Source organism: Synechococcus sp. H70.2, from assembly GCF_047462275.1.
Classification (GTDB): domain Bacteria; phylum Cyanobacteriota; class Cyanobacteriia; order Thermostichales; family Thermostichaceae; genus Thermostichus.
In genome coordinates, this window is record NZ_JANSIU010000004.1 from 55,516 (window position 1) to 76,631 (window position 21,116).

Sequence of the window (21,116 nt, forward strand, 5' to 3'; positions counted from 1 at the left end):
GCAAGCCGAGCTGACTCTATGGTGACCCTGGCTGAAAACCCCTTGCGCGTTGGCCTCAACCAAGAGCGCATCCCGGATCCCTGTATCCTGGTGCAGTTTGGCGCTTCCGGGGATCTGGCGACCCGCAAACTGATCCCGGCCTACTACCGGCTGTTTGTGCAGCGACGGCTGCCGCCGGAGTTTACCTTGGTGGGAGTGGCCCGGCGCGACTGGAGCCACGAGATCTATCGCGACAAGATGCGGGCGGCCCTAGAAGCATTTGCCCCCCAAGATCTGGGGCCAGAAGCCCTCTGGCAGGACTTTGCCCGCCGCCTGTTCTACTGCCGCCTTGATCTTGGTGATGCCGAGGGCTACCTGCGTCTCAAGCACTTCCTCAACCAACTAGACGAAGAGCGGGGCACCCGCGGCAACCGGGTATTTTACCTAGCGGTGGCGCCGGACTTTTATGCCCAGGCCATTCAACAGTTGGGGGCAGCCGGGATGTTGGCTGACCCGGCCAAAACGCGGGTGGTGATTGAAAAGCCCTTTGGCCACGACCTCACCTCGGCCCAGGAGCTGAACCGCCTTGTGCAGCGGATCTGCCAGGAAGAGCAGGTCTACCGCATCGACCACTACCTGGGCAAAGAGACGGTGCAAAACCTGCTGGTCTTTCGCTTTGCCAACGCCATCTTTGAGCCCCTCTGGAACCGCAACTACATTGACCATGTGCAGATTACTGTAGCGGAAACGGTGGGGGTGGAGGATCGGGCTGGCTACTACGACGCTGCCGGTGCTCTGCGGGACATGGTGCAGAACCACCTGATGCAGATCTACTGCCTCACTGCTATGGAGCCACCCGTCTCATTACGCGGCGACGGGGTGCGTAGCGAAAAGACTAAGGTGCTGCAGGCCACCCGCCTGGCGGACACTCGCAATGTAGCTGCAGCAGCAGTGCGAGCCCAGTACGGCCCCGGCTGGATTGCCGGCAAGCCGGTGCCAGGCTATCGCCAAGAGCCCAATGTCAACCCCAACTCGCAAACCCCCACTTACGTGGCCCTGAAATTGGAATGCGACACCTGGCGGTGGAAAGGGGTGCCCTTCTACCTGCGCACCGGTAAGCGCCTGGCCAAGAAGGTTTCCGAGGTGGCCATTTACTTTAAGCAGGTGCCGCTCTCTCTCTTTCCATCGGCAGCGCGGGAGGTGAGCCCCAACATCCTGGTGCTGCGCATCCAGCCCAACGAGGGCATCTCCCTGCGCTTTGAGGCCAAGATGCCAGGGCCAGAGATCCGCACCCGCTCAGTGGAAATGGATTTTCGCTACGGAACAACCTTTGGGTCGACCACGCCAGATGCCTACGAGCGCCTGCTGTTGGACTGCCTGCTGGGGGATCCCACCCTATTTACCCGCGCCGACGAGGTGGAAGCCGCCTGGCGGGTGGTGACACCGGTGTTATCGGCCTGGGAGGCGCCGCCTGGCCATGACAAGGGCGGCAATGCCGCACCGCCGCTGTACACCTATGAGGCGGGTACCTGGGGGCCCAAGGCTGCCGAAGACCTGCTAGCCCAGTCCGGGCGGCGGTGGCGACGCCTCTAGTTTGAATCGCTGCCCTCACCCCTAACCCCTCTCCCAACGAGTTAGAGATGGTGCTCCGCGCCGCCGGCGCAAACGTGAATCTGGTTGGAACTAGCCCTGGCAGGAAGGATCCCCGGTTGCTGCAGCTAACATGGGCATGGCCTGTTTTTGCGTGGGTGTCATGCCGCCACTGGTATTCCGGCTACCTGTCCGGTTTTTGCTAACCTTGCCGCTGGGCTTTGCCCTGGGGTTGGGGGTAGGGAGAGGGGATCCTGCTCGAGCCCAAGTGTTGCTGCACATTCCCCTACCCAATGGGGAGTTGATGCGGGCCCAGGGGCTGCAACTGGCTACCGATGCGCTGCGGCTGGCCCAGTTTGGCCAGACAGAAGAGGCGCTGCGCCGCCTGCAACTGGCGGTGGCCATGGTGCCCAACTCTTCCGAGCTGCTCTACGTTTTGGGCAACGTCTATCTGGAGTTGGGGAACTCTGACCAGGCCGTGCAGGTGCTGCAGAGGGCCCGCGCTCTGGCTCCGCAGGATGGAGATGTCCTCTACTCGCTGGGAGCGGCTTACTTGCGACAGGGCAGCTACTTTGCCGCCGCCGAGGCCCTGGAGCGGGCGGTCACCCTGCAGCCGGATAATCCCAACGCCCGCTTCCAACTGGGCAATGCTTACCTGATGCTGGATCAGTGGGATCCCGCCCGGCAGGAATATGAGAAGACCCTGGAGTTGGATCCCGCCTACTGGCCAGCCATGAATAACCTCGGCCTAGTGGACTACGAGCAGGGGGATCTGGAAGCAGCCATCAAGCGCTGGGAACGCACTCTCGAGATCAACGCTGCTGTGGCAGAGCCCTACCTAGCCCTGGCCACCGCTCTCTACGTGCGCGGCGACACCCAAAGGGCAGAGGAGTTGGCCGCCAAGGCTGTGCGTCTGGATCCCAGCTACGCCCGGCTAGAGGTACTGCGGGAAAACCTGTGGCGGGAGAAACTGCTCCAAGATGTGCAAGTTCTCCTGCGAACGCAGGCGGTTGCCAAGGCTCTCCAGCAGGCTGCTGTTGACCAGTTCAACCGCCAGATGGGCCTTGCAGCAGAGTAGCCCGGGATCCCGCAGCCCCTGGCTTCTGCAGCTTCTCAAGCTTGGCTCGGATCCGCTCGGCAATGCCAACACTGTTGAGGCCAAGGTCTGCTAGGGACTCTTCGCGGGTGGCCTGTTCCACCCAAATATCCGGCACCCCCAGCCGCAGGAGCGGTACTCGAATGTCAGCGTCCAGCAGAACTTCTCCTACTGCTGAGCCAAACCCGCCCAGAAGGCAGCCTTCTTCCACCGTCACCACCAGGCGGCTTTGCTCAGCTAGGGGCAGGATTAGCTCGGTATCCAGGGGCTTGGCAAAGCGGGCATTGACTACAGTGGTGGAGATGCCGTGCTCTTTGAGAAGCTCCGCTGCCTGCAAACTGGGGTACACCATTGACCCATAAGCCAGGATTAACACATCGCCGCCGCTGCGCAGCACCTCAGCTTTGCCAATAGGGATGGGCTCCCAGCCATCTTCTGCCAAGGGCACCCCAACTCCAGAGTCGCGCGGGTAGCGCATGGCGATGGGGCCTTGGGTGTACTGGATCCCGGTCACCACCATCCGCTGCAGTTCCGCTTCGTCTTTGGGGGCCATCAGCACCATCTCAGGAATGCAGCGCAGATAGGCAATATCGTACATACCCTGGTGGGTGGGGCCGTCAGGGCCGACCACGCCCGCCCGATCCAAGCAGAAAAAGACCGGCAGCTTTTGAATACAGACATCGTGGATAATCTGGTCGTAGGCCCGCTGGAGGAAGGTGGAATAGATGGCCACCACTGGACGCATCCCCTCACAGGCCATACCGGCAGCCAAGGTAACAGCGTGCTGCTCGGCAATCCCCACATCTATAAACTGATCCGGCAGCTTTTCCTTGAGTTTGTCCAGACCCGTGCCCGTATCCATGGCCGCCGTGATGCCAATAATACGGGGATCCCGCTCCGCCAGTTTGCAAAGAGTATGGCCGAAGACCTTGCTGTAGCTGGGGGGAGTGGGTTTGGTGGGAGGATAGGGTTTGCCGGTAGCCAGGTCAAAGCGGGATTGGGCGTGATAGCTCACCTGCTCCGCCTCGGCAGGGGGGTAGCCTTTGCCTTTAACCGTAGCCACATGCACCAGCACCGGTCCGGAGAGACCATGGGCCAACTCAAAAGCATCCAATAACTCCGCCAGGTTGTGCCCGTCCACCGGCCCCACGTAAGTAAAGCCCAGCTCCTCGAAGATAATGCCGGCCTTGTTGTTCTGCACGGCAGTAACCAGCTTCACCGTTTCCTTCATGCGGTCAATTTCCGGGCTGAGGCTGGAGCCAACCAGAGGCAGATTCTTGAGCTGCTCCTCCAGGCTGTCGGTCAAAAACTGCACCGGCGGGCTGAGGCGCAGGCGGTTTAAATAGCGCGGGAGCGCCCCCACATTGGGGGAAATCGACATGCCGTTGTCGTTGAGGATCACCATCAGGTTGGTCTTGGGCAGGTGCCCGGCGTGGTTGATGGCCTCATAGGCCATGCCCCCCGTCAGGGCGCCGTCACCGATGATGGCCACCACCTTGAAGTTTTCCCCCCGCCGATCGCGGGCAATGGCCATGCCCAGGGCTGCCGAGATGCTAGTAGAGGCGTGGCCGGCCCCAAAGTGGTCGAAGCGGCTCTCACTCCGCTTGAGGTAGCCAGAGATCCCCCCCTTCTGGCGGATGGTGTGGAAGTTGTGGTACCTGCCAGTAAGCATCTTGTGGGCGTAGGCTTGGTGCCCCACATCCCAGATCACCTTGTCGCGATCCAGGTCCAGGGTTTTGTAGAGCGCCAAGGTTAGCTCCACTACCCCCAATCCCGGCCCCAGGTGACAGCCGACTGGGGAGTTGGCAGCCGTTTGCAGGTGTTTTTCGCGGATCTGCCGGGCTAAGCTGCGCAACTGGCCGAGGTTTAGGTTGCGGAGCTGGTTGGGGTGAGTGATTTCACTCAGGTGCATAGAAGACGAGTCCTTTTGGTGTAATCCCACTCTAAATCATCCTTTTCCCAAAGTGGCCGGTTGCCCCAGCCACCTCCTCAGGTGGCCGACAGCGGCCAGGGATCCCTTGGTAGGGTTAGCATCGGACAAAGGCCCAGCTTCTCGAGGTGGCCTTGAATTGGCTTGTTGTTGCCTATGAGGATTGCCGATAACATCACCCAACTCATCGGCCGCACACCCCTGGTGCGGCTGAACCGGATCCCCCAGGCAGAAGGCTGCCTGGCGGAGATTGTGGTCAAACTGGAGAGCTTCAACCCAGCGGCCTCGGTAAAAGACCGCATTGCCGTCAGCATGATTGAGGCAGCTGAACAAGCCGGCTTAATTGCTCCGGGTAAGACCATTTTGGTGGAGCCCACCTCCGGCAACACAGGTATTGGCCTGGCTATGGCGGCAGCAGCCAAGGGCTATCGGCTGATCATTGTCATGCCTGAGAGCATGAGCCTGGAGCGGCGGCTGCTGTTGAAGGCCTACGGAGCAGAGGTGCACCTGGCCAGCAGCGAAGGTGGCATGGGAGAGGCCATCTGGAAGGCAGAAGAGATCGTGCGCCGCACCCCCAATGCCTACATGCTGGGCCAATTTACCAATCCTGCCAACCCGCAAATCCACGCCCGCACCACCGGCCCTGAGATTTGGGAGGACACTGATGGCCAGGTGGACATCCTGGTGGCGGGGGTGGGCACCGGCGGCACCATCACAGGGGCGGGCGGGTTCCTCAAGAGTAAGAAACCCTCGATTCGGCTGGTGGCCGTCGAGCCCAAGGCAAGTGCTGTTCTAAGTGGAGGGCGGCCCGGCTTCCACCGCATTGAGGGCATTGGGGCAGGGTTTGTGCCCGAGGTCTTGCGGCGCGACCTGCTGGATGAGGTGATTGCGGTAGATGACGAAGAGAGCATGGTCTATAGCCGCCGCCTGGCCAAAGAAGAAGGGATCCTCTCCGGCATTTCCACCGGGGCGGCCCTGGCTGCCGCTATCCAGGTGGGGCGGCGACCGGAAAACGCTGGCAAGCTGATTGTGATGATCCAGCCCAGCTTTGGCGAGCGCTACCTCAGCACTCCCCTTTTCCGCGACCTGGAGCGGGAGTCGGACTCCCGCCTGCCCCAGTCTTTGGTTAGGTAATGCCCGGCCCGGTCCTGCTTAGAACTCGCCAGCCAGGGCCGCTACGCAGCGCTCGCACAGCTCGGGGTGTTCAGCAAATTCCCCCACGCGAGGGGAGTAGTTCCAGCAGCGCACGCATTTCTTGCCCTCCGCCCGCTGAACGGCAACCTGCAACTCTGCCTGCTCAGGCTCTGCCTTGATTAGCTCCACCTGGGAAGTGATAAACAGGTAGCGCAGGTCAGCTGCCCGCTCCTCCAGAAGAGCATACAGGTAGGGATCCCCTACCTTGAGGAGGAGTTTGGCCTCGGTGGAAGCGCCAATAAGCTTGGCGGTGCGGGCCTGCTCCAGCGCTTTGTTCACCTCCTGCCGCACTGCCCGCAGCTTTTCCCAAGTGGCCGCCAGCTGGGGATCCCGCCAGTGCTCTGGGAGCTGCATCCAGCCCCCTTCAAACACTGAACGGGTAGGCTTGGGGTAAGGCAGGTAGCTCCAGATTTCTTCTGCTAGGTGGGAAAGTACGGGGGCGATGGCTTTGGCCAAGTTCTCCAGCACCAATGCCAGCACCGTCTGACATTGCCGCCGCCGCCGGCTGCGGGCGTGGCTGATGTAGAGGCGATCCTTGGCAATATCCAGGTAGAAGTTGGAGAGATCCACCACACAGAAGTTCTGAACCGCTTGGAAAAAGCGGTAGAACTGGTAGCTTTCAAAAGCTGCAGTGACTTCCTCCCCCACCTCCTTTAGGCGGTGCAGGAGGTAGCGGTCCAACTCCGTCAACGCTGCAAAGGGAACGGCATCCTGAGCCGGGTTGAAGTCATAGAGGTTGCCCAGCAGAAAGCGGGCCGTGTTGCGGATCTTGCGGTAGATATCCGCCATCTGCCCGAGGATGGTCTTGCCCAGGGGCACATCGCCGGAGTAGTCCACGCTGGCAACCCACAGCCGCACCACATCGGCGCCATAGGCGGGATCCGTCTGGGGGTTGCTGCCGCCGTTGATGAGCACCATTGGGTCGATGACGTTGCCCAAAGACTTGCTCATCTTCTGGCCCTTTTCGTCCAGCACAAAGCCGTGGGTGAGCACCGCTTTGTAGGGGGCACAGCCGTTGACGGCCACGGAAGTCAGTAAGCTGGACTGGAACCAACCCCGGTGCTGGTCGGAACCCTCCAGGTAGAGATCCACTGGGTAGCCCAACCCGCGGGCCTGGGCCACCGCCGCCCAAGAAGAGCCGGAGTCAAACCAAACATCCATAGTATCTGTGCCCTTGCGGTAGGTGCGGCCATTGTGGCGGTACTGCTCCGGCAGCAACTCTTCCACCGATCGCTTCCACCAGGCGTCGGATCCCTCCTGGGCAAAGATGGCTTTGATGTGCTCGAGGGTCTCGGCCGTGAGCAGAACCTCGCCCGTTTCTTCGTCGTAGAAAACAGGGATCGGTACGCCCCAAACCCGCTGGCGGGAGATACACCAGTCCGAGCGCTCCTTCACCATGGCGGTGATGCGGTTTTCCCCTTCCGGCGGGATCCACTTTACGGTTTTGATGGCCTGCAGGGCCAGCTCTCGGAAGCCGGCTACAGACGCAAACCACTGCTCGGTGGCGCGGAAGATGGTTGGTTCTTTGGTGCGCCAGTCGTAGGGGTATTTGTGGTGGTAAGGCTCCTCCTTGAGCAGGGCGCCGGCAGCCTGCAAGGCCTTAATTACGGCCAGGTTGCCGCTGGTCTCCGGTTCTTTGGAGAGCACATCCAGGCCGGCAAACTGGGAGCCGGCTTCCGCTGTAAATCTCCCCCGCTCATCCACGGGGCTGAGGATGGGCAGGCCGTACTTTTGGCCGGTTTTGAAGTCTTCTTCCCCATGCCCCGGCGCTGTGTGGACAATGCCGGTGCCGGACTCGGTGGTGACATAGTCTCCCAAAACACAGAGGCTAGGGCGGTCAAAGAGGGGGTGGCGTCCCTGGCAGTATTCCAGAGCCGATCCCGGCAGCGTGGCCTTGACCTCCAGAGGGGTCTCCAGAACTTTCTCCAGCCGCTGCCGCAGCTCGGCAGCAATGAGCAGCAGACCGAAGTGGGGAGAATCCACCACCGCATAGGTGAGTCTGGGGTTAAAGCAAAGGGCCAGGTTGGCCGGGATCGTCCACGGGGTAGTCGTCCAGATGGCCACCCGCAAGCCCGGCAGGAAGGGCTCCAAAATCGGCTGTGCTGCTGGAGTGAGGCTCTGCAGAGGAAAAGCCACGTAGATGCTGAGGGAGACGTGGTTGTCGGGATATTCCAGCTCCGCTTCTGCCAAGGCCGTCTGCGAGCTGGGGCTCCAGTGGACAGGCTTGAGGCCGCGGTAGATGTAGCCTTTGAGGGCCATCTGACCAAACACCTCGATCTGGGCCGCCTCGTACTCCGGCGAGAGGGTCAGGTAGGGCCGATCCCAATCCCCCCATACCCCCAGCCGCTGAAAACTGGCCCGCTGCACGTTGACATAGTGCAGGGCGTACTCTCTGGCCTTTTGCCGCAGTTGCAGGGGGGTAAGGCTTTCCCGCTCCTGGGGGGAGAGGCTTTGCAGTACCTTTAGCTCAATGGGTAGGCCGTGGCAATCCCAGCCAGGCACATAGCGCACCTTGCGCCCCCGCAGGATGTGGTACTTGTTCACAATGTCTTTGAGAATCTTGTTGAGGGTGGTGCCCATGTGGATGTCGCCATTGGCATAGGGCGGCCCATCGTGCAACACAAAGGGATCCCCGGGATTGGTTTCCGACAGACGCTGATAGATCTGTTCTTCCTGCCAAAAAGCTTGGATGGCGGGCTCCCTCTTAGCGGCCTCCGCCCGCATGGGAAACTGGGTTTGCGGCAGGTTGAGGGTACTCTTGTAGTCCACGGCAACTTGTTGATCAGGCTAAAGGGTGTCCTTCTATCCTACGCCGTTGCTCTCTCCTCAGCGGTGTCTCCTGAGATCCCCTTCATTGAAGCCCTTTTGGGGAGAAGGGATCCAGCCCGCCCTCTTGGTAAAGGTAAAGATTCGTGCTAGCCTCAGGATGTCGTTGAGGAAGGGAGGTTCCAGGGGATGCCAGAGAGTAGTTCGTGTAAGGGTCGTCAAGTTGGGTTCAGCCGGCTGTGCGCCGGGGCTGTTCTCTAACGGCCTGAACTCAGATCCTTAGCTTGCTGAGGAGTCTTCGCGTTCTGGCTCGCTTGGAGTTCCTCCCGGCAGTCAGGTTCCAGTTGAAGGCCCGCTAGACCGCTCTCTCCTGGACCGCCTGTTTCTCCTCGGTGGTGGGTGAGAGCGGATAGTTTTTTGAGGAGTTTCCGCTCCAGTAAGCCCAACTCTTTGCTAGGTTGCTTCAAGAACCTTCCTCTCTGGCTCATCACTGTACCTGCAAGGTCAGTCTTGGAACCCAGCCACCCCTACAAGGGCTATACACAACGGCGTTGCCGGAATCTGGCGCCTTCCGTGTCTGCTTGTGGAGGGACGACCGGATCCCGTTGAAGCGTTGGCAGAGCGCGGCGTAAGCCATGCAGCCTGTCCTGTCAGCAGGAGGGTCGGGAGTAGGTCACGGTTGGACGGTAAGGCGCCGGCTCTCGACAACAAGGCCACTTTGGTTAACCAGCATCACCGAGATCCACCGAGCGCCCGGTTCTGGGGGGGCATCTGCCTGTAGAAAGAGCCCGCCTGCCTGCAGAGGTTCAAGGGCAAACGAAGTGAGATCCAAGTAGCCGCCTGCAGCGACGGGTTGCTCATCGACCGCGCCCAGCAGCAAGGACTGGGTGAGGGGTTCTGCCACAATAGCCTGCAGCGAGTAGGTGGATCCTGGCTTGACCGCCTCGGGCAACTTGAAAGTAACAGTGGGAGGTGCCGAGCCGGAGATGAGGGTGCTAGACTCCCGCAGGACTTCTTGGTCTACGAGCAGCAGTTGTCCTGGATTGGCCACATCCGGGCGGTAGCGGTTGCGCACCAGGGCGGCAGCCTTGACCTGAAACTCCCCCCGTGCTGAAGCTTGGGATCCCTGCACTTGGCTGGCGATCTCGGCCACGATCTCAGGGCCCACCTGCCGCCAAGAGACAATTTGAGCCGAGTAGGTCAATTGGGGATGGGCCTCCCACAGCTGGCGAATAGCTTCCTCCACCTCTTGTCGATCCAGGCCGTCCCGGTGGCGAAAGTCGGGGCTATAGCCAGCCATTACCCCTGGCAAGTCGCGGCGGTTGGCAGCGTCTATCTGCTTTTGCAGCCACTCTACGAGCGAGGCTGGCGGCGGGCTAGAGACTTGCCGTTGGATCCCGCTTTCTAGGCGGACGGGGGCAGCTTGAGCCGGCAGCTTGGCAGGGAAAGGGATCCCCCAGCTCAAAGTCAGAGCAAGGAACCCAAGCAGTTGGGAAAGGGTGAATCGAGAGCTCAAACTGGAGCCTCCAGGGGGCAAATCTGCCCTTAGTTTAGCTTGCTGAAGGTTTAGTGTTCCCAACGCGATTGGGCCTGGGTTTATCCTGGGAACTGGGTTCTCTGGGAGGTGTGCATGGCATCCCACCACTCTCCTGCTTTCCTGGCTTTGGTTAACGAGGCCAAAAGCCGCATCCAAGAGCTCACCGTTGAACAGGTGAGGCAAAAACAACTGCAAGGGGATCCCTTCTACCTAGTCGACGTGCGGGAAGAGTCGGAGTGGCAGGCCGGCCACATTGTCGGCGCCATTCACTTAAGCAAAGGCATCATCGAGCGGGATATCGAGAAGGTGATTCCAGATAAAGAAGCCGAGATTGTCCTCTACTGTGGTGGCGGCTTTCGCTCGGCGCTAGCAGCCGACAACCTGCAGAAAATGGGCTACCGCCGCGTGATCTCCATGGACGGCGGCATCCGCGCTTGGCGAGAGGCTGGCTTTCCCGAAGAGCGCTAGAACCTAGCCCCTCTCCTGGAGGGGGTTCGCGGTTTCGGTGCTAGTTGGGAAAAGCAGTGCACCAGGTCGCTGAAAAACACGGCGCAGAAGCCCTTGGCTCCTGCTTTGTAGTCCACCACCAAGTAGCCGCTTCCTCTATGTTCCGTCTGCTTTCCCAAAGAGAACTATATTGGTCTCTAGGGCCATCGGCCCAGATCTCCCTCTTGTCCCTGCCATGCTCCAAACCCTGCCCCGCTTGGATATTGCCGCCCGTTTGCAGCAGTTGCGCCAGCTTTTGCAGGAACAAAATCTGGATGGGTTTTGGGTGCCCTCGGCTGATGAGCACCTCAATGAGTATTTGCTGGAATACCGCAAGCGGCGGCAGTGGATTACAGGCTTTACCGGCTCGGTGGGGGATGCTCTGATTAGCCGGGACAGGGCCTGGCTGTGGGTGGATCCCCGCTACCACGAGCAGGCGGAGCGGGAAGTGGATCCCAACCTGTTTACCGTCATCAAAGGCGGCCTGCCGGAGCAGCCCAGCCTGATGGAGATTGTGGAAGAGCTGGGATCCGGCTTTCGCCTAGGAGTGGATCCCTTCACAGTATCAGTGGCCACCTACCGCCAGTTGCAGACCCACGCCCAAGCCGGGGGGGTGCTGCTGGTGCCGGTTAGCGAAAACCCGCTGGACAAGCTGGCCAAGGAAGCTAGCCAAGCCCTTTTGCAGCAACCCATCTATCCTGTCCCTGCCCAGCTCTGCGGGGCTACTGCCAGCGACAAGCTGGCCCAGGTGCGCCAGGAGATGCGTCGCAAGCGGGTGGGATTGTTGCCCCTAACCAAGTTGGACCAGGTAGCTTGGCTGTTTAACCTGCGCGGCTCTGACATCCCCTACAACCCAGTGTTCCGCGCCTACGCGCTGGTCGCCCTGGAGAGGGTTGCCCTGTTTACTGACCTGGAGCGCCTCACGCCCTCGGCTCGGCAAATGCTGGTGGAAGCCGAGGTCGAGCTCTGGCCTTACGAGGCCTACCCGGAACAGCTGCCCCAGTGGGCCAAGGGCTACGGGCCGGTGGGATTGGATCCCAAGCAGACCACTCAGGGCACCCAAGAGCTGCTGCAAGGGATCCCCTGTCGCGAGCTGGATCACCCTGTGGAGGCCCTCAAGGCGGTGAAAAACCCCACTGAGCTGGAGCAGATGCGGCTAGCTAACCGCAAGGCCAGCCGGGCCAAGATCCGCACCCTGGCTTGGATTGACCGGCAAATTCAAGCGGGGATCCCCATCAGCGAAGCCGATGTGGCGGCCACCATGGCAGCCCACTACCGCGAGGAAGGGGATTGGGTGGGCCTGAGCTTTAACACCATTGCCGGGGCCGGCGCCAACAGCTCCATTGTCCACTACGGCACCCCGGATCCTCAGAAGTTTTTGCAGCCAGGCGAGTTGTTTTTGTTGGATTCGGGATCCCACTACCTGGGGGGCACTACCGACGCTACCCGCACCATCTGGATTGGCCCGCAACCGGCAGATCCCTTGTGCCAGCGGCGCTACACCGAGGTGCTTAAAGCCCACATCCAGTGCGCCCGCCAGATCTTCCCCCCGGATACCTACGGGGTCTCCTTGGATGGCATTGCCCGCTCCAGCCTCTGGCAGGCAGGGCTGGACTATGGCCACGGCACCGGCCACGGTGTTGGCGCCTTCTTGAACGTCCACGAGGGGCCCAATGGGATCCACCGCCGCGCCACCACCCCCTTCAAGGTAGGCATGATCACTAGCATTGAGCCGGGCTACTACCAGCCGGGCTGGGGTGGAATTCGCTTGGAAAACCTCTATGAAGTGGTTGCCCTTCCAGAGCCGGAGGGCTGGATGGCCTTTCGCTCCCTAACTTGGATCCCCTTTGATAGGCGCTTGATTGACTGGGATCTGCTAGACAAGGCGCAACAGACTTGGCTTGAGGAGTATCACCGCCAGGTTTACGCCCTGCACCAAGCTAGCCTGTCGGAAGAAGAGGCCGCCTGGCTAGCGTGGGCCTGCGGCCTTGCCAAGTGACCTTGCAGGTACAGGGTGGCGTGCCCCTACTAGCTTTCCCAGGCGCAGCCCCAGCTAGAGCAGGCGGGTTGCCTCCACCAACTTAGCGTACTGGACCAGTAGCAGAGACTGCTGGTCGGGCAGCGGCTGAATAACCCCCTGCTGCTGCAGGCGTTCTAGCACCGCTGCCACTGTTTCCCTGCTAACTCGGCTGATATCGGCCAAATCCTGGGGCGGTGGGTAGAGGATGCGCATCCCCTGGCCAGTCTTCTCGCCAAAGGCTTCCGCCAGGTACACCAGCGCCTGCACCACCCGCAGCGGGGGGCTTTGTTGATCCAGATCGGCCTGCAAATTGGCTAGGCGCAAGCGACGGGAGAGGCTGCAGGCCAGTTGGTAGCACAGACGCGGCTCCTGGAGCATCAGCGCCTTGAAAGCTGCCGCCGGGATCCCGGCAGCCCGCAGCGGGGTTAGGGCCAGCACATCCCGCGAGCGGGGAGCTTCATCCAGCACGGCCATTTCCCCCACCCAAGCGCCCGGGCCAAGCAGGGCTAGGGTTTGGGTGCCATCCTGCATCCCTTGGGCGGTGCGGATCCGCCGCGCCCGCCGCACCTTGGCCCAGCCGGAGAGGATTAGGTAAACGACGTTGCCCCAGGCCTCCTGCATCAAGAGCAGCTGCCCTGCCGGGATGTCCCGCAGCCTCACCTGGGATCCCAGCCACTGCAGAGACGTTGCCGAAAGTTCCGCCAGCATTGGCACTGCCTTGAGCTCAGAAAGAACAGCAGCTGCCTCGGAAGTCATGGGGATGGGCGCCCACTCTACCGCAAGCCCACTGTAGCCCAGTTGCCAGCTCGAGAGCTATCCTGCAAGGGCACTCTCGCCAGTTCAACCCCTCGCCCTTTGCGCCAAGATCTAGGAAGGGAACCCGCTTTTCTTGAATTCGTCTGGTAAGCAGAAGGGATCCCTCTGCTATTGTCCTCCTGCTCCATGGCTGCTTATGGATGCTGTCCTCGACGACCTCAGTGGCCAGCGCTGGTCGGCTTCAGTAAAGGACGAGCCTGTGCCGCCAGAAAAGCTTGCTGATCAAGAGCTGGTACTGCTGTGTCAGCAGAGATCCCAGCCCCACCGCGAGGCCTTCGCCGAGCTCATACGCCGCTATCAAGCCTACGTAGACAAGGTTCTCTACCACCTTGCGCCCAGCTGGCCAGATCGCCAGGACTTGGCTCAGGAAGTTTGGATCCGAGCTTATCGCAACCTAAAACATTTGCAGGAACCAGCAAAGTTTCGCAGTTGGCTGGGCCGGATTGCCACCAATCTGTTTTATGACGAGCTGCGCAAGCGCAAGCGTCAACAGCCAACCCTTTCTTTAGATGCCTCGATTTCAAGGCAAGAGAGTGAGATGGAATGGGAACTGCCCAGCAATAGCCCCGGCCCCCATGACCACCTCACCACCTGCGAGTTTTACGAGCGATTGCACCAAGCTGTCCACGATCTGCCCGAGGTCTTTCGCCAAGCTCTCCTGCTGCGAGAAATTCAGGGGATGGCCTATGAGGAAATTGCAGAGATTACGGGGGTATCTTTGGGTACTGTTAAATCCCGCATTGCGCGGGCCCGCGCCCGCTTGCAATCCATCCTGAAACCCTACCTCAACGGCGAATGACCATGTTTTGCCCCAACCCTGACCGTGAGAAGGCCGCCTCCCTTTCCCCAGCGGAGCTACCGCCAGTGGAGGAGTGCTTTGAACAGTTAAGCGCCTACCTAGATGGGGAACTGGCTCCCCAGGAGGCACGGCAAGTGGAGGATTGGCTGGCTAGCAATCCCCAGGCGCGGCAACTGTATAGCCAGCTGGCGGCTTTACAAGCTGGCTTGGCCAACCTCAAGGCGCCAACCTCGGATCCCGTTCAGACGGAGTTGCTAATTAGCCGTGTGTTCGAGAAGCTGGAGCGAACGCCAGCGGTTGCTCTAGGGTGGCGGCGCTGCAGCGGCTTTCCCTGGGGACAAGTGGCAGCGGCTGTGGTGGCCTTGGCGGGAGCCGGCTGGGCAGGCTGGCGCTGGTTACACCCTCAGCCCTTGGTGTCACTGGAGGAGCCGCCGGTGCGGGTGGCCATGGTGCCAGCCTCTGCCCGGCTTGCCCAGCGCTACCTGTTCGAGCCAGGAGAGAAGCAAGACGCCTACTCAATTTTGTTTGAGCCGCTGCCCAACTCTCCAGCTGACTTGGGCGGGGAGTAAGGCTTGAGCTAGCTTGAAGGAAGACCGAGGAGGGCAGGGTGAGCACAGCAATCCGCCGGGCTTGGGGGCTAGCCATTTGTCTTTGGCTGGGCAGTCTGGGATCTTGGGCAGCCCAGGCAAATCCCAGGGGTAACCCTCTGGCGCACCCCTCTCCCAGTCCCTTGAAGTTTGCTGCCCAGCCCACCCCCCCGCTGGCCAGGGCGCAGGCTTCTACCCCAAAAAACCAACCGGCTGCTTCTGAGGTAGAGCTCTCCCCTTTTCCCGATTTCCCTCTCCTCAAAAAGTTGGAGCCACTCCCACCAACTTCAACCCAGCTGGACATCGATTGGGCTCAGCTGCCCCTCCTGCCCGATCCCCAGCTGGCAGAAGAGATGGATAGGGAGTTCAGCCGCCGCTTGGCCCGCCTGAACCAGCAGATTGCTAGCCAGCAAGACCGCCTCTACCGCCTTTTGCAAACCTGGGACTCCGACGAAGAGGAGATCCGCCAGGTCCAGGCCCAACTGAGTCAGTTGCGCCTCGAGCGGGATCGCTTAGCTCTGGAGCACCTATTGCTGCTGCGGCAGTTGCAGGAGAACTTTGCCTTGCCTCTACCGAGTCGCTCTGCCGCCACCTCTCCGTGAGGTGGGAGCAGGTTATGATCGGCAGAGGGCAACCCCTGACGGAGCTGAGCAATGGCCCAAGTGCCCAGCAACCCAGAGATTGAGCAATTGGCAGCTGCCATTGGCAAGGAAGTTTACATCGATGTAGCCCGGTGGCACCTTTACCTGCGGGATGCCCACCTGCATACGGTTTTGGCAGAGCGACTGGCTCCCCAGGTGATGGCAGGCAAGGTGGACGAGAATGCTGTTACCGAGGTTTTGCAAGGGATCCCAGTAAAAGTGGGGGGTGGGCGCAAAGAGCTGCCTCTAGCCGATCTGCTGCCCATGCAAAGCCTGCTCAACCTGCTGGATGTGCTGGAGGAGTTCAGCCGCAAATGGGCTCAGTAGAGCGGGAGAAGACGCTGCAGCAGCAAGGCAATCCTAGGCGGTCTGGGCGATCGCTGTCTCCAGCCAGCAGCTGGCTCAAGGGTGGAAGCTTTGTCCTGCTGCTGGGGCTGGTGTCGGCCTGTCAGGGAACCGAGTGGGGAGAGCGGCTGCAACGAGCGGTGCGACCGATGGGTCTGTCTGCCTCTCCCTCTGCAGATCAAGCTGAGACGCCTTCGCCTTGGATCGCTCCTACAACTCCCCCTGCTGCCTTCACGCCTCTGCCCAGCCAGCTCAGCAGCCGCTTCACGGATCTGGAGCCCGGATCCCTGGTGGCCCGCTCGGTCTATTACCTGGATCAACTGGGGGTCTTTGCTGATATTGGCGGCAGGGAATTTCAGCCCCAGCGCAGTGTTCGCCGCGGCGAATTTGCCCGCTGGTTGGTGCTGGCCAACAACGCCATTTACGCCGACGAGCCCAGCCGCCAAATCCGGCTGGGACCTGCCAGCGAGCGCCCCCTCTTTTTGGATGTGCCGGAGGAGGATCCCAACTTTCGCTACATCCAGGCCCTGGGAGCTGCCGGCATCGTTAGCGGAGACGCCAACCGCGAGTTTCGTCCCAACAGCCTGCTGTCGCGAGCCGAGCTCATCCGCATGAAGGTGCCTTTGGATTTGCCGCCTGGGCAGATCAAGGGATCCCGATTAGAGCTGGAGGAGCGTTGGGGCTTTACCGATGCGGCGCAGATCCCTGAGGAGGCGGTTGCTCCCCTGGTGGCAGATCGCAGCCTGGAGAATGCCTCCACCGTGTTGCGCACCTTCGGCCCCATCCGTACCTTTAACCCCTTCCAGCCGGTCAGCCGTGGGGAAGCGGCAATTGCCCTGTCGGCCTTTGGAGAGCGGACAGCTCAGGAGGCGGTAGCCCAGCTCTCGGCCCTGCCAAGTCCAACGCCTGCAGCCGAAACTTCTCCGCCGGCAGCCCAGCCGGAACCCACCTCTCCTACCCCTGAGGGCGAGCCTTCCCCCAGTGAACCTCCGGCAGTTACCCCAGGGGCAGGGGAAATCGTTACACCCCGCTAAGGGATCCCAGGCTTTAGGAACCGAGAGGTCGAAAGCCCCTAAGGAGAAAGGCTCTGTTGCCCCTCCCTAGGGCAGGGCTTCCCGCCTAATAATGATGGAAGAAGCTAGCTTTGGAGAAAGGGATCCCGTCTGTGGCTGCAACCATTCCCGAAATTCGCTCTGAAGACCTGCTGCGCTACACCGTCATTGGCTCGCGGCGGCCCAGTGTTTACTTTTGGGCAGTGGTCTTGACAGCGGGGGGTCTGGGCTTTACCCTGGCTGGTCTTTCTAGCTATTTCCACCGCAATTTGCTTCCCTTTTCCGATCCCGCCAGCCTGGTGTTCATTCCCCAGGGCATTGCCATGCTCTTTTACGGCCTGCTCGGATCCCTGGCGGGGCTGTACCAATGGCTAAGTTTGTACTGGAACCTAGGGGGCGGCTACAACGAGTTCGACCGCCGCACCCAAAAGATAACGCTGGTGCGGCAGGGCTTTCCGGGCAAAAACCGCGAGGTGCGCCTAGAATACGACTTTGCCGAGGTGCAAAGCCTGCGGGTAGAGCTGCGAGAAGGCCTCAACCCCCGTCGGGTTATCTACTTGCGGGTAAAAGGACGCGGCGACATCCCCCTCACCGGTGTGGGTCAGCCACCCTCTTTGGCCGAGATCGAAAACCAAGCAGCCGAGATCGCCCGCTTTCTCAATGTCAGCCTAGAAGGTATTTGAGGGGGGATCCCAGCAGTCGACTCAGCAAGCAAAACCCCCCTCTCCCTTAGGGAGAGGGGCTGGGGGTGAGGGAGCTCTAGTAGCTCGGCAAAGCTGCAGAGCCCGCAACGGTCAGAGAAGGGCTAGCTGGCTCTGGAGCAAAAGCCTGGGCTGTCGGGAACCCCAAAAACGGACTTTGCTCTACTGCCTGGATGGAGAGAGTAAACAGCGGATTGGAGAGAATGCCAGCCAAGATGGTGGCCACCAGCGTCAGCACCATGCCCACCCGCAAAGCCGGCATGCCTTCGGCCTGCCAGTCGGTCTCGGGGTAGTTTTGCACCGAAAGCGACATTTCCTGCGGCTCTTTTACCACCATGGCTTTCACCACCCGCACGTAGTAGTAGATGGAGATGACGCTAGTAACCAAGCCCACCAGCACCAGCGTGTATTCTCCTGCCTGCCAGCCAGCCCAGAAGAGATACAGCTTGCCGAAAAAGCCCGCCAGCGGCGGCAATCCGCCCAGAGAGAGCAGACAAATGCTCAGGCAAAGGGTGAGGAAGGGATCCTTTTGGTAGAGGCCGCTGTACTCGTTAATCTCGTCGGTACCCGTCTTCAGGCTAAACAGGGTAACGCAGAGAAAGGCCCCCAGGTTCATGGCCAAATAGACCATTAGGTAAAAAATCAAGCTGGCGTAGCCCGCTTCAGTCCCTGCTACCAACCCAATCAAAACAAAGCCCGCCTGCCCAATGGAAGAGTAGGCCAGCAGTCGCTTGAGGCGGGTTTGGGCAATGGCCACCACATTCCCCAGCACCATGGTCAAAATGGCCAACACCGAGAGCACCGCCCGCCACTCTTCTGTCATTGCCGGGAACACAGTGGCGAGAAAGCGAATGGCCAGGGCAAAGCCTGCCGCCTTGGATCCCACTGACAAAAAGGCCACCACCGGCGTTGGGGATCCCTCATAGACATCGGGCGTCCACTGGTGGAAGGGCACCGCCGCCAGCTTAAAACCAATGCCGCTAAGGCAGAACACCAAGGCAAGGATCCCCGCCAGCCCAGCATTGGCCAGGTGTGGTGCAATAGCTGCCAGCTGCGTCTGACCTCCTGAAAGGCCATAGAGCAGCGACATGCCATAGAGGAAGATGGCTGTGCTGCTGGCCCCGATCAAGAGATACTTCAGCGCTGCCTCTGAAGAGCGCGGATCCCGCTTGGTGTAGCCGGCCATCAGGTAGCTGGCGATGCCTAGCGTTTCCAACGAGACAAACACCATGATGAGATCGGTGGCCCCTGCAAGGAACATTCCCCCCAAGGTGGCCGTGAGCAGCAGCACATAAAACTCACCGGTGGGCGCTCCCGCCTGGGCAATGTAGCGCTCCGCCATCATCACCGTCAGGGCTGCCGTTACCACCACTAGGCCCCGGAAGAGAATGCTAACTGGATCCGCAGCAAAGCTGCCCAAGAAGCTCTCCAACTGAGGCTGCTGCCATTGCAACACCAGGGTTACCAAAGCCCCGATCAAGCCAAAGAGGGAGAGGGCGGGCAGACTTTTGCGGGCTGCTGACCCGCCTACTAAATCCACCACCAAGACAATCAACAGCGTGAGGGTGACCACCACCTCCGGCCAAATGGCGCCAGCATGCAGGTTTCCAGTTGGGGCAAAGACATCCATAGGAGAAGACTATGAAGAGAGATTAACGGGATCCAAAGCCAGCATACCGCGATTTCTGGATTCTCTAGCTTGCTCCTGGCATCTCTTCTCCCAATCGTCTCCATTGACCCTCCCTGGGTTTAATAAAGCTTGGCGCTGGAGGTGAGGACCAGTTTTAGGCGGACATGGATAAGATTCAAGTCCGCCAAGCCCAGGTCGATCTCGCCGTCGATAACAATCCCGGTGTTAATTAGCCGATCCAGGAGTTCCAGCAGGGATCCCTCGCCGTCAGGCTGGCCGGGGTAGTAGTCTCCCTGGCGGGGCAGAAGGGTGCCCAGATCCCCTAGATCGAGGTTGAGATCCGCTGGATCGATCTCCAGCAGGGCGCAGAGTTGCCGAATTTGCTCTCGCAGAGCTTGCAGGCTGCTGCCAGCCCGTTCAATTTGCTCGGGCGAAAGGCGATTGGCTTCCATTTGGCGTACCACTTGGGCCTCCATCAACTGCCGCAGCAGCTCCACCAAGGTCAGCACCAGCGAGGCCAGGCCGGCTTCCGGGCGTTTCCGGCTAGGGGCGAAGTCTTCCAGGCTAGCCGGGCTGATGGCAAGGGGGGGGGAAGGAGGAGGCGGGGCCAACCACTGCTCAAAGGGCTGGAAGAGCTGCTCTAGGCTAAGCAAATGGAGACGGGGATCCCGAGCGGCCGCTTCCCGCTCCTCGGGCAGGTTGTAGCCCCACTCGGCTAAAAACAAGAGCACCTGCTCCAGTTCTGGTACACTCTGCACCTGGCGCAGCGTCTGCAGGCGATCCTCAACAAACCAGAGCTCCTCAGGCGCTACCTGGGTCGCTGCTAGCAGCCGCTGGAGGGTGGTGGCCTTGGGGGCGCGTACCTCCTTGCCCAGGATGCGGTGGCGTGGCAGCTGGATCCCCTCGCGGAGCAAAAGCTGCTGAATGAAGCGCCCCTCCTTGGTACTGAGAATGGCCAGGCGCGGCTCGCCAGCAGCCTGGATCTGGCGCATCCAGGCCGTTACTCCTGGATAAAAGCGGTGCAGCCCCAGCCAGCCTTGGAGATCCTCTGCCAGCCAGCGATCCCGCACCTCATCCAGGGCTTGGGCCAAAGCCCGCTCGGAAACCCCCGCCTGCTGCAACAACCGCTGCCGCCAGCCGGGCCAGTCTTGGCGCAAAGCGTCCTCTGGGATCCCTTGCTGTAGCCCCCACAGCAGCAGAGGCATCTCCCAGCCAATCTCGATTAGGGGTCGCAGGCGGTCGAAGGCAGGGCGCAATGGCTCCAACTGGGCAGGGGCTAAACCCCACACCTGGCCACAGACGCGACAGGAGGAGGCAAAATACTCCAACCGCCCGTCGCAGAGCACGCCGTCAAAATCCAGAACTAGAATACGGGGGGACATTCGCGGGGGCCTAGCGAACTCCATACCTAAGTCCCCCATAGAGCCTGTTTCGCCGGATTGGCCCAACCTAGTTTGATTCCGAGATGCGAACAGACTTGATCACAACCGGGTTCAAGGGGCGATCCTGAGGGCCCGTGGGCGCCGTGGCAATTTTATCCAACACCTCTTCCCCCTCAATCAGTTGCCCAAAGATGGTGTAGTGAGGAGGCAGCGGGTAGTCGGCATGCATAATGAAGAACTGGCTGCCATTGGTGTTGGGGCCAGCATTGGCCATGGCCAAAGTCCCTCGCGTGTAGGGGCGCCGCACCGGCTCATCGGGAAAGCGGTAGCCTGGCCCACCTCGACCTGTGCCAGTGGGATCCCCGCCCTGAATCATGAAACCCCGAATGACCCGGTGAAAGATGACGCCGTCGTAGAAATGATCCCGGGCCAAGAAGACAAAATTGTTGACAGCAAGGGGAGCTTCCTGCGGGAACAGCTCCAAAACCATCGTGCCGGCGGTGGTCTCCAGCGTGGCCGTGTAGGACTTGGCCGGGTCGATGACCATTGGCGGAGGACTGTTGTA

At 60.8% G+C, this 21,116-nt stretch carries 18 protein-coding genes; 11 read left to right on the forward strand and 7 right to left on the reverse strand.

What is annotated here, in order from left to right:
• Nucleotides 1-18 precede the first annotated feature (18 nt).
• On the forward strand, nucleotides 19-1,572 hold the full coding sequence (gene zwf / locus NW822_RS05275) for a glucose-6-phosphate dehydrogenase (RefSeq protein ID WP_414362705.1): 1,554 nt from the start codon (nucleotides 19-21) through the stop codon (nucleotides 1,570-1,572).
• A 160-nt stretch (nucleotides 1,573-1,732) separates the two neighbouring features.
• Entirely contained in the window at nucleotides 1,733-2,647 is a 915-nt protein-coding gene (locus NW822_RS05280) for a tetratricopeptide repeat protein (RefSeq protein WP_414362704.1), read from the forward strand.
• On the opposite strand, the gene dxs is transcribed toward NW822_RS05280, so the two are convergent.
• Nucleotides 2,616-4,577 (reverse strand): 1-deoxy-D-xylulose-5-phosphate synthase, encoded by a 1,962-nt coding sequence (gene dxs / locus NW822_RS05285; protein ID WP_414362703.1) that lies wholly within the window; start codon nucleotides 4,575-4,577, stop codon nucleotides 2,616-2,618. The two genes, NW822_RS05280 and dxs, sit on opposite strands and share 32 nt — an antisense overlap.
• Nucleotides 4,578-4,751: 174 nt before the next feature.
• Here dxs and cysK point away from each other — a divergent pair, with 174 nt between their 5' ends.
• Nucleotides 4,752-5,729: a cysteine synthase A gene (gene cysK, locus NW822_RS05290; RefSeq protein ID WP_414403758.1), complete on the forward strand. Its 978-nt coding sequence runs from the start codon at nucleotides 4,752-4,754 to the stop codon at nucleotides 5,727-5,729.
• Between the two features lie 18 nt (nucleotides 5,730-5,747).
• Here the strand turns inward: cysK and ileS are convergent, their stop codons facing one another.
• Complete coding sequence (gene ileS / locus NW822_RS05295; RefSeq protein WP_414403858.1) at nucleotides 5,748-8,513, reverse strand: isoleucine--tRNA ligase; 2,766 nt, start codon at nucleotides 8,511-8,513, stop codon at nucleotides 5,748-5,750.
• 715 nt (nucleotides 8,514-9,228) lie between these two features.
• The gene (locus NW822_RS05300; protein ID WP_414403759.1) at nucleotides 9,229-10,071 is read right to left on the reverse strand and encodes a hypothetical protein; all 843 of its coding nucleotides are present in this window, start codon (nucleotides 10,069-10,071) and stop codon (nucleotides 9,229-9,231) included.
• A 114-nt stretch (nucleotides 10,072-10,185) separates the two neighbouring features.
• On the opposite strand from NW822_RS05300, the gene NW822_RS05305 reads away from it, so the two are divergent.
• Nucleotides 10,186-10,560 (forward strand): rhodanese-like domain-containing protein, encoded by a 375-nt coding sequence (locus NW822_RS05305; RefSeq protein WP_414362700.1) that lies wholly within the window; start codon nucleotides 10,186-10,188, stop codon nucleotides 10,558-10,560.
• A 169-nt stretch (nucleotides 10,561-10,729) separates the two neighbouring features.
• Complete coding sequence (locus NW822_RS05310; protein WP_414403760.1) at nucleotides 10,730-12,577, forward strand: aminopeptidase P family protein; 1,848 nt, start codon at nucleotides 10,730-10,732, stop codon at nucleotides 12,575-12,577.
• A gap of 54 nt (nucleotides 12,578-12,631) precedes the next feature.
• Here the strand turns inward: NW822_RS05310 and NW822_RS05315 are convergent, their stop codons facing one another.
• Nucleotides 12,632-13,354: a Crp/Fnr family transcriptional regulator gene (locus NW822_RS05315; protein ID WP_414403761.1), complete on the reverse strand. Its 723-nt coding sequence runs from the start codon at nucleotides 13,352-13,354 to the stop codon at nucleotides 12,632-12,634.
• A gap of 196 nt (nucleotides 13,355-13,550) precedes the next feature.
• On the opposite strand from NW822_RS05315, the gene NW822_RS05320 reads away from it, so the two are divergent.
• The 6 genes from NW822_RS05320 to NW822_RS05345 all read left to right on the forward strand — a co-directional run bounded on the left by NW822_RS05320 (nucleotide 13,551) and on the right by NW822_RS05345 (nucleotide 17,521).
• Nucleotides 13,551-14,213, forward strand: coding sequence for a sigma-70 family RNA polymerase sigma factor (locus tag NW822_RS05320; RefSeq protein ID WP_414362697.1), 663 nt, complete (start codon nucleotides 13,551-13,553; stop codon nucleotides 14,211-14,213).
• Nucleotides 14,210-14,782, forward strand: a complete 573-nt coding sequence (locus tag NW822_RS05325; protein ID WP_414362696.1) for an anti-sigma factor family protein — start codon at nucleotides 14,210-14,212, stop codon at nucleotides 14,780-14,782. The genes NW822_RS05320 and NW822_RS05325 overlap by 4 nt, the downstream gene beginning before the upstream one ends.
• Before the next feature lie 38 nt (nucleotides 14,783-14,820).
• Nucleotides 14,821-15,402, forward strand: coding sequence for a hypothetical protein (locus NW822_RS05330; RefSeq protein ID WP_414403762.1), 582 nt, complete (start codon nucleotides 14,821-14,823; stop codon nucleotides 15,400-15,402).
• Between the two features lie 51 nt (nucleotides 15,403-15,453).
• Entirely contained in the window at nucleotides 15,454-15,768 is a 315-nt protein-coding gene (locus NW822_RS05335; RefSeq protein ID WP_414362694.1) for a DUF3181 family protein, read from the forward strand.
• Nucleotides 15,756-16,820 (forward strand): S-layer homology domain-containing protein, encoded by a 1,065-nt coding sequence (locus tag NW822_RS05340; protein ID WP_414403763.1) that lies wholly within the window; start codon nucleotides 15,756-15,758, stop codon nucleotides 16,818-16,820. Before NW822_RS05335 ends, NW822_RS05340 begins: the two co-directional genes overlap by 13 nt.
• A 131-nt stretch (nucleotides 16,821-16,951) precedes the next feature.
• Nucleotides 16,952-17,521, forward strand: coding sequence for a photosystem I assembly protein Ycf4 (locus tag NW822_RS05345; protein WP_414362692.1), 570 nt, complete (start codon nucleotides 16,952-16,954; stop codon nucleotides 17,519-17,521).
• Between the two features lie 76 nt (nucleotides 17,522-17,597).
• Here the strand turns inward: NW822_RS05345 and NW822_RS05350 are convergent, their stop codons facing one another.
• The 3 genes from NW822_RS05350 to NW822_RS05360 all read right to left on the reverse strand — a co-directional run bounded on the left by NW822_RS05350 (nucleotide 17,598) and on the right by NW822_RS05360 (nucleotide 21,098).
• Nucleotides 17,598-19,169, reverse strand: a complete 1,572-nt coding sequence (locus tag NW822_RS05350) for an NAD(P)H-quinone oxidoreductase subunit N (protein WP_414403764.1) — start codon at nucleotides 19,167-19,169, stop codon at nucleotides 17,598-17,600.
• 119 nt (nucleotides 19,170-19,288) lie between these two features.
• Nucleotides 19,289-20,551, reverse strand: a complete 1,263-nt coding sequence (gene gvpJ / locus NW822_RS05355; protein ID WP_414403765.1) for a gas vesicle protein GvpJ — start codon at nucleotides 20,549-20,551, stop codon at nucleotides 19,289-19,291.
• 67 nt (nucleotides 20,552-20,618) lie between these two features.
• A complete protein-coding gene (locus NW822_RS05360; protein WP_414362714.1) occupies nucleotides 20,619-21,098 on the reverse strand; it encodes a peptidylprolyl isomerase in 480 nt (159 codons plus the stop codon).
• Nucleotides 21,099-21,116: the final 18 nt, after the last annotated feature.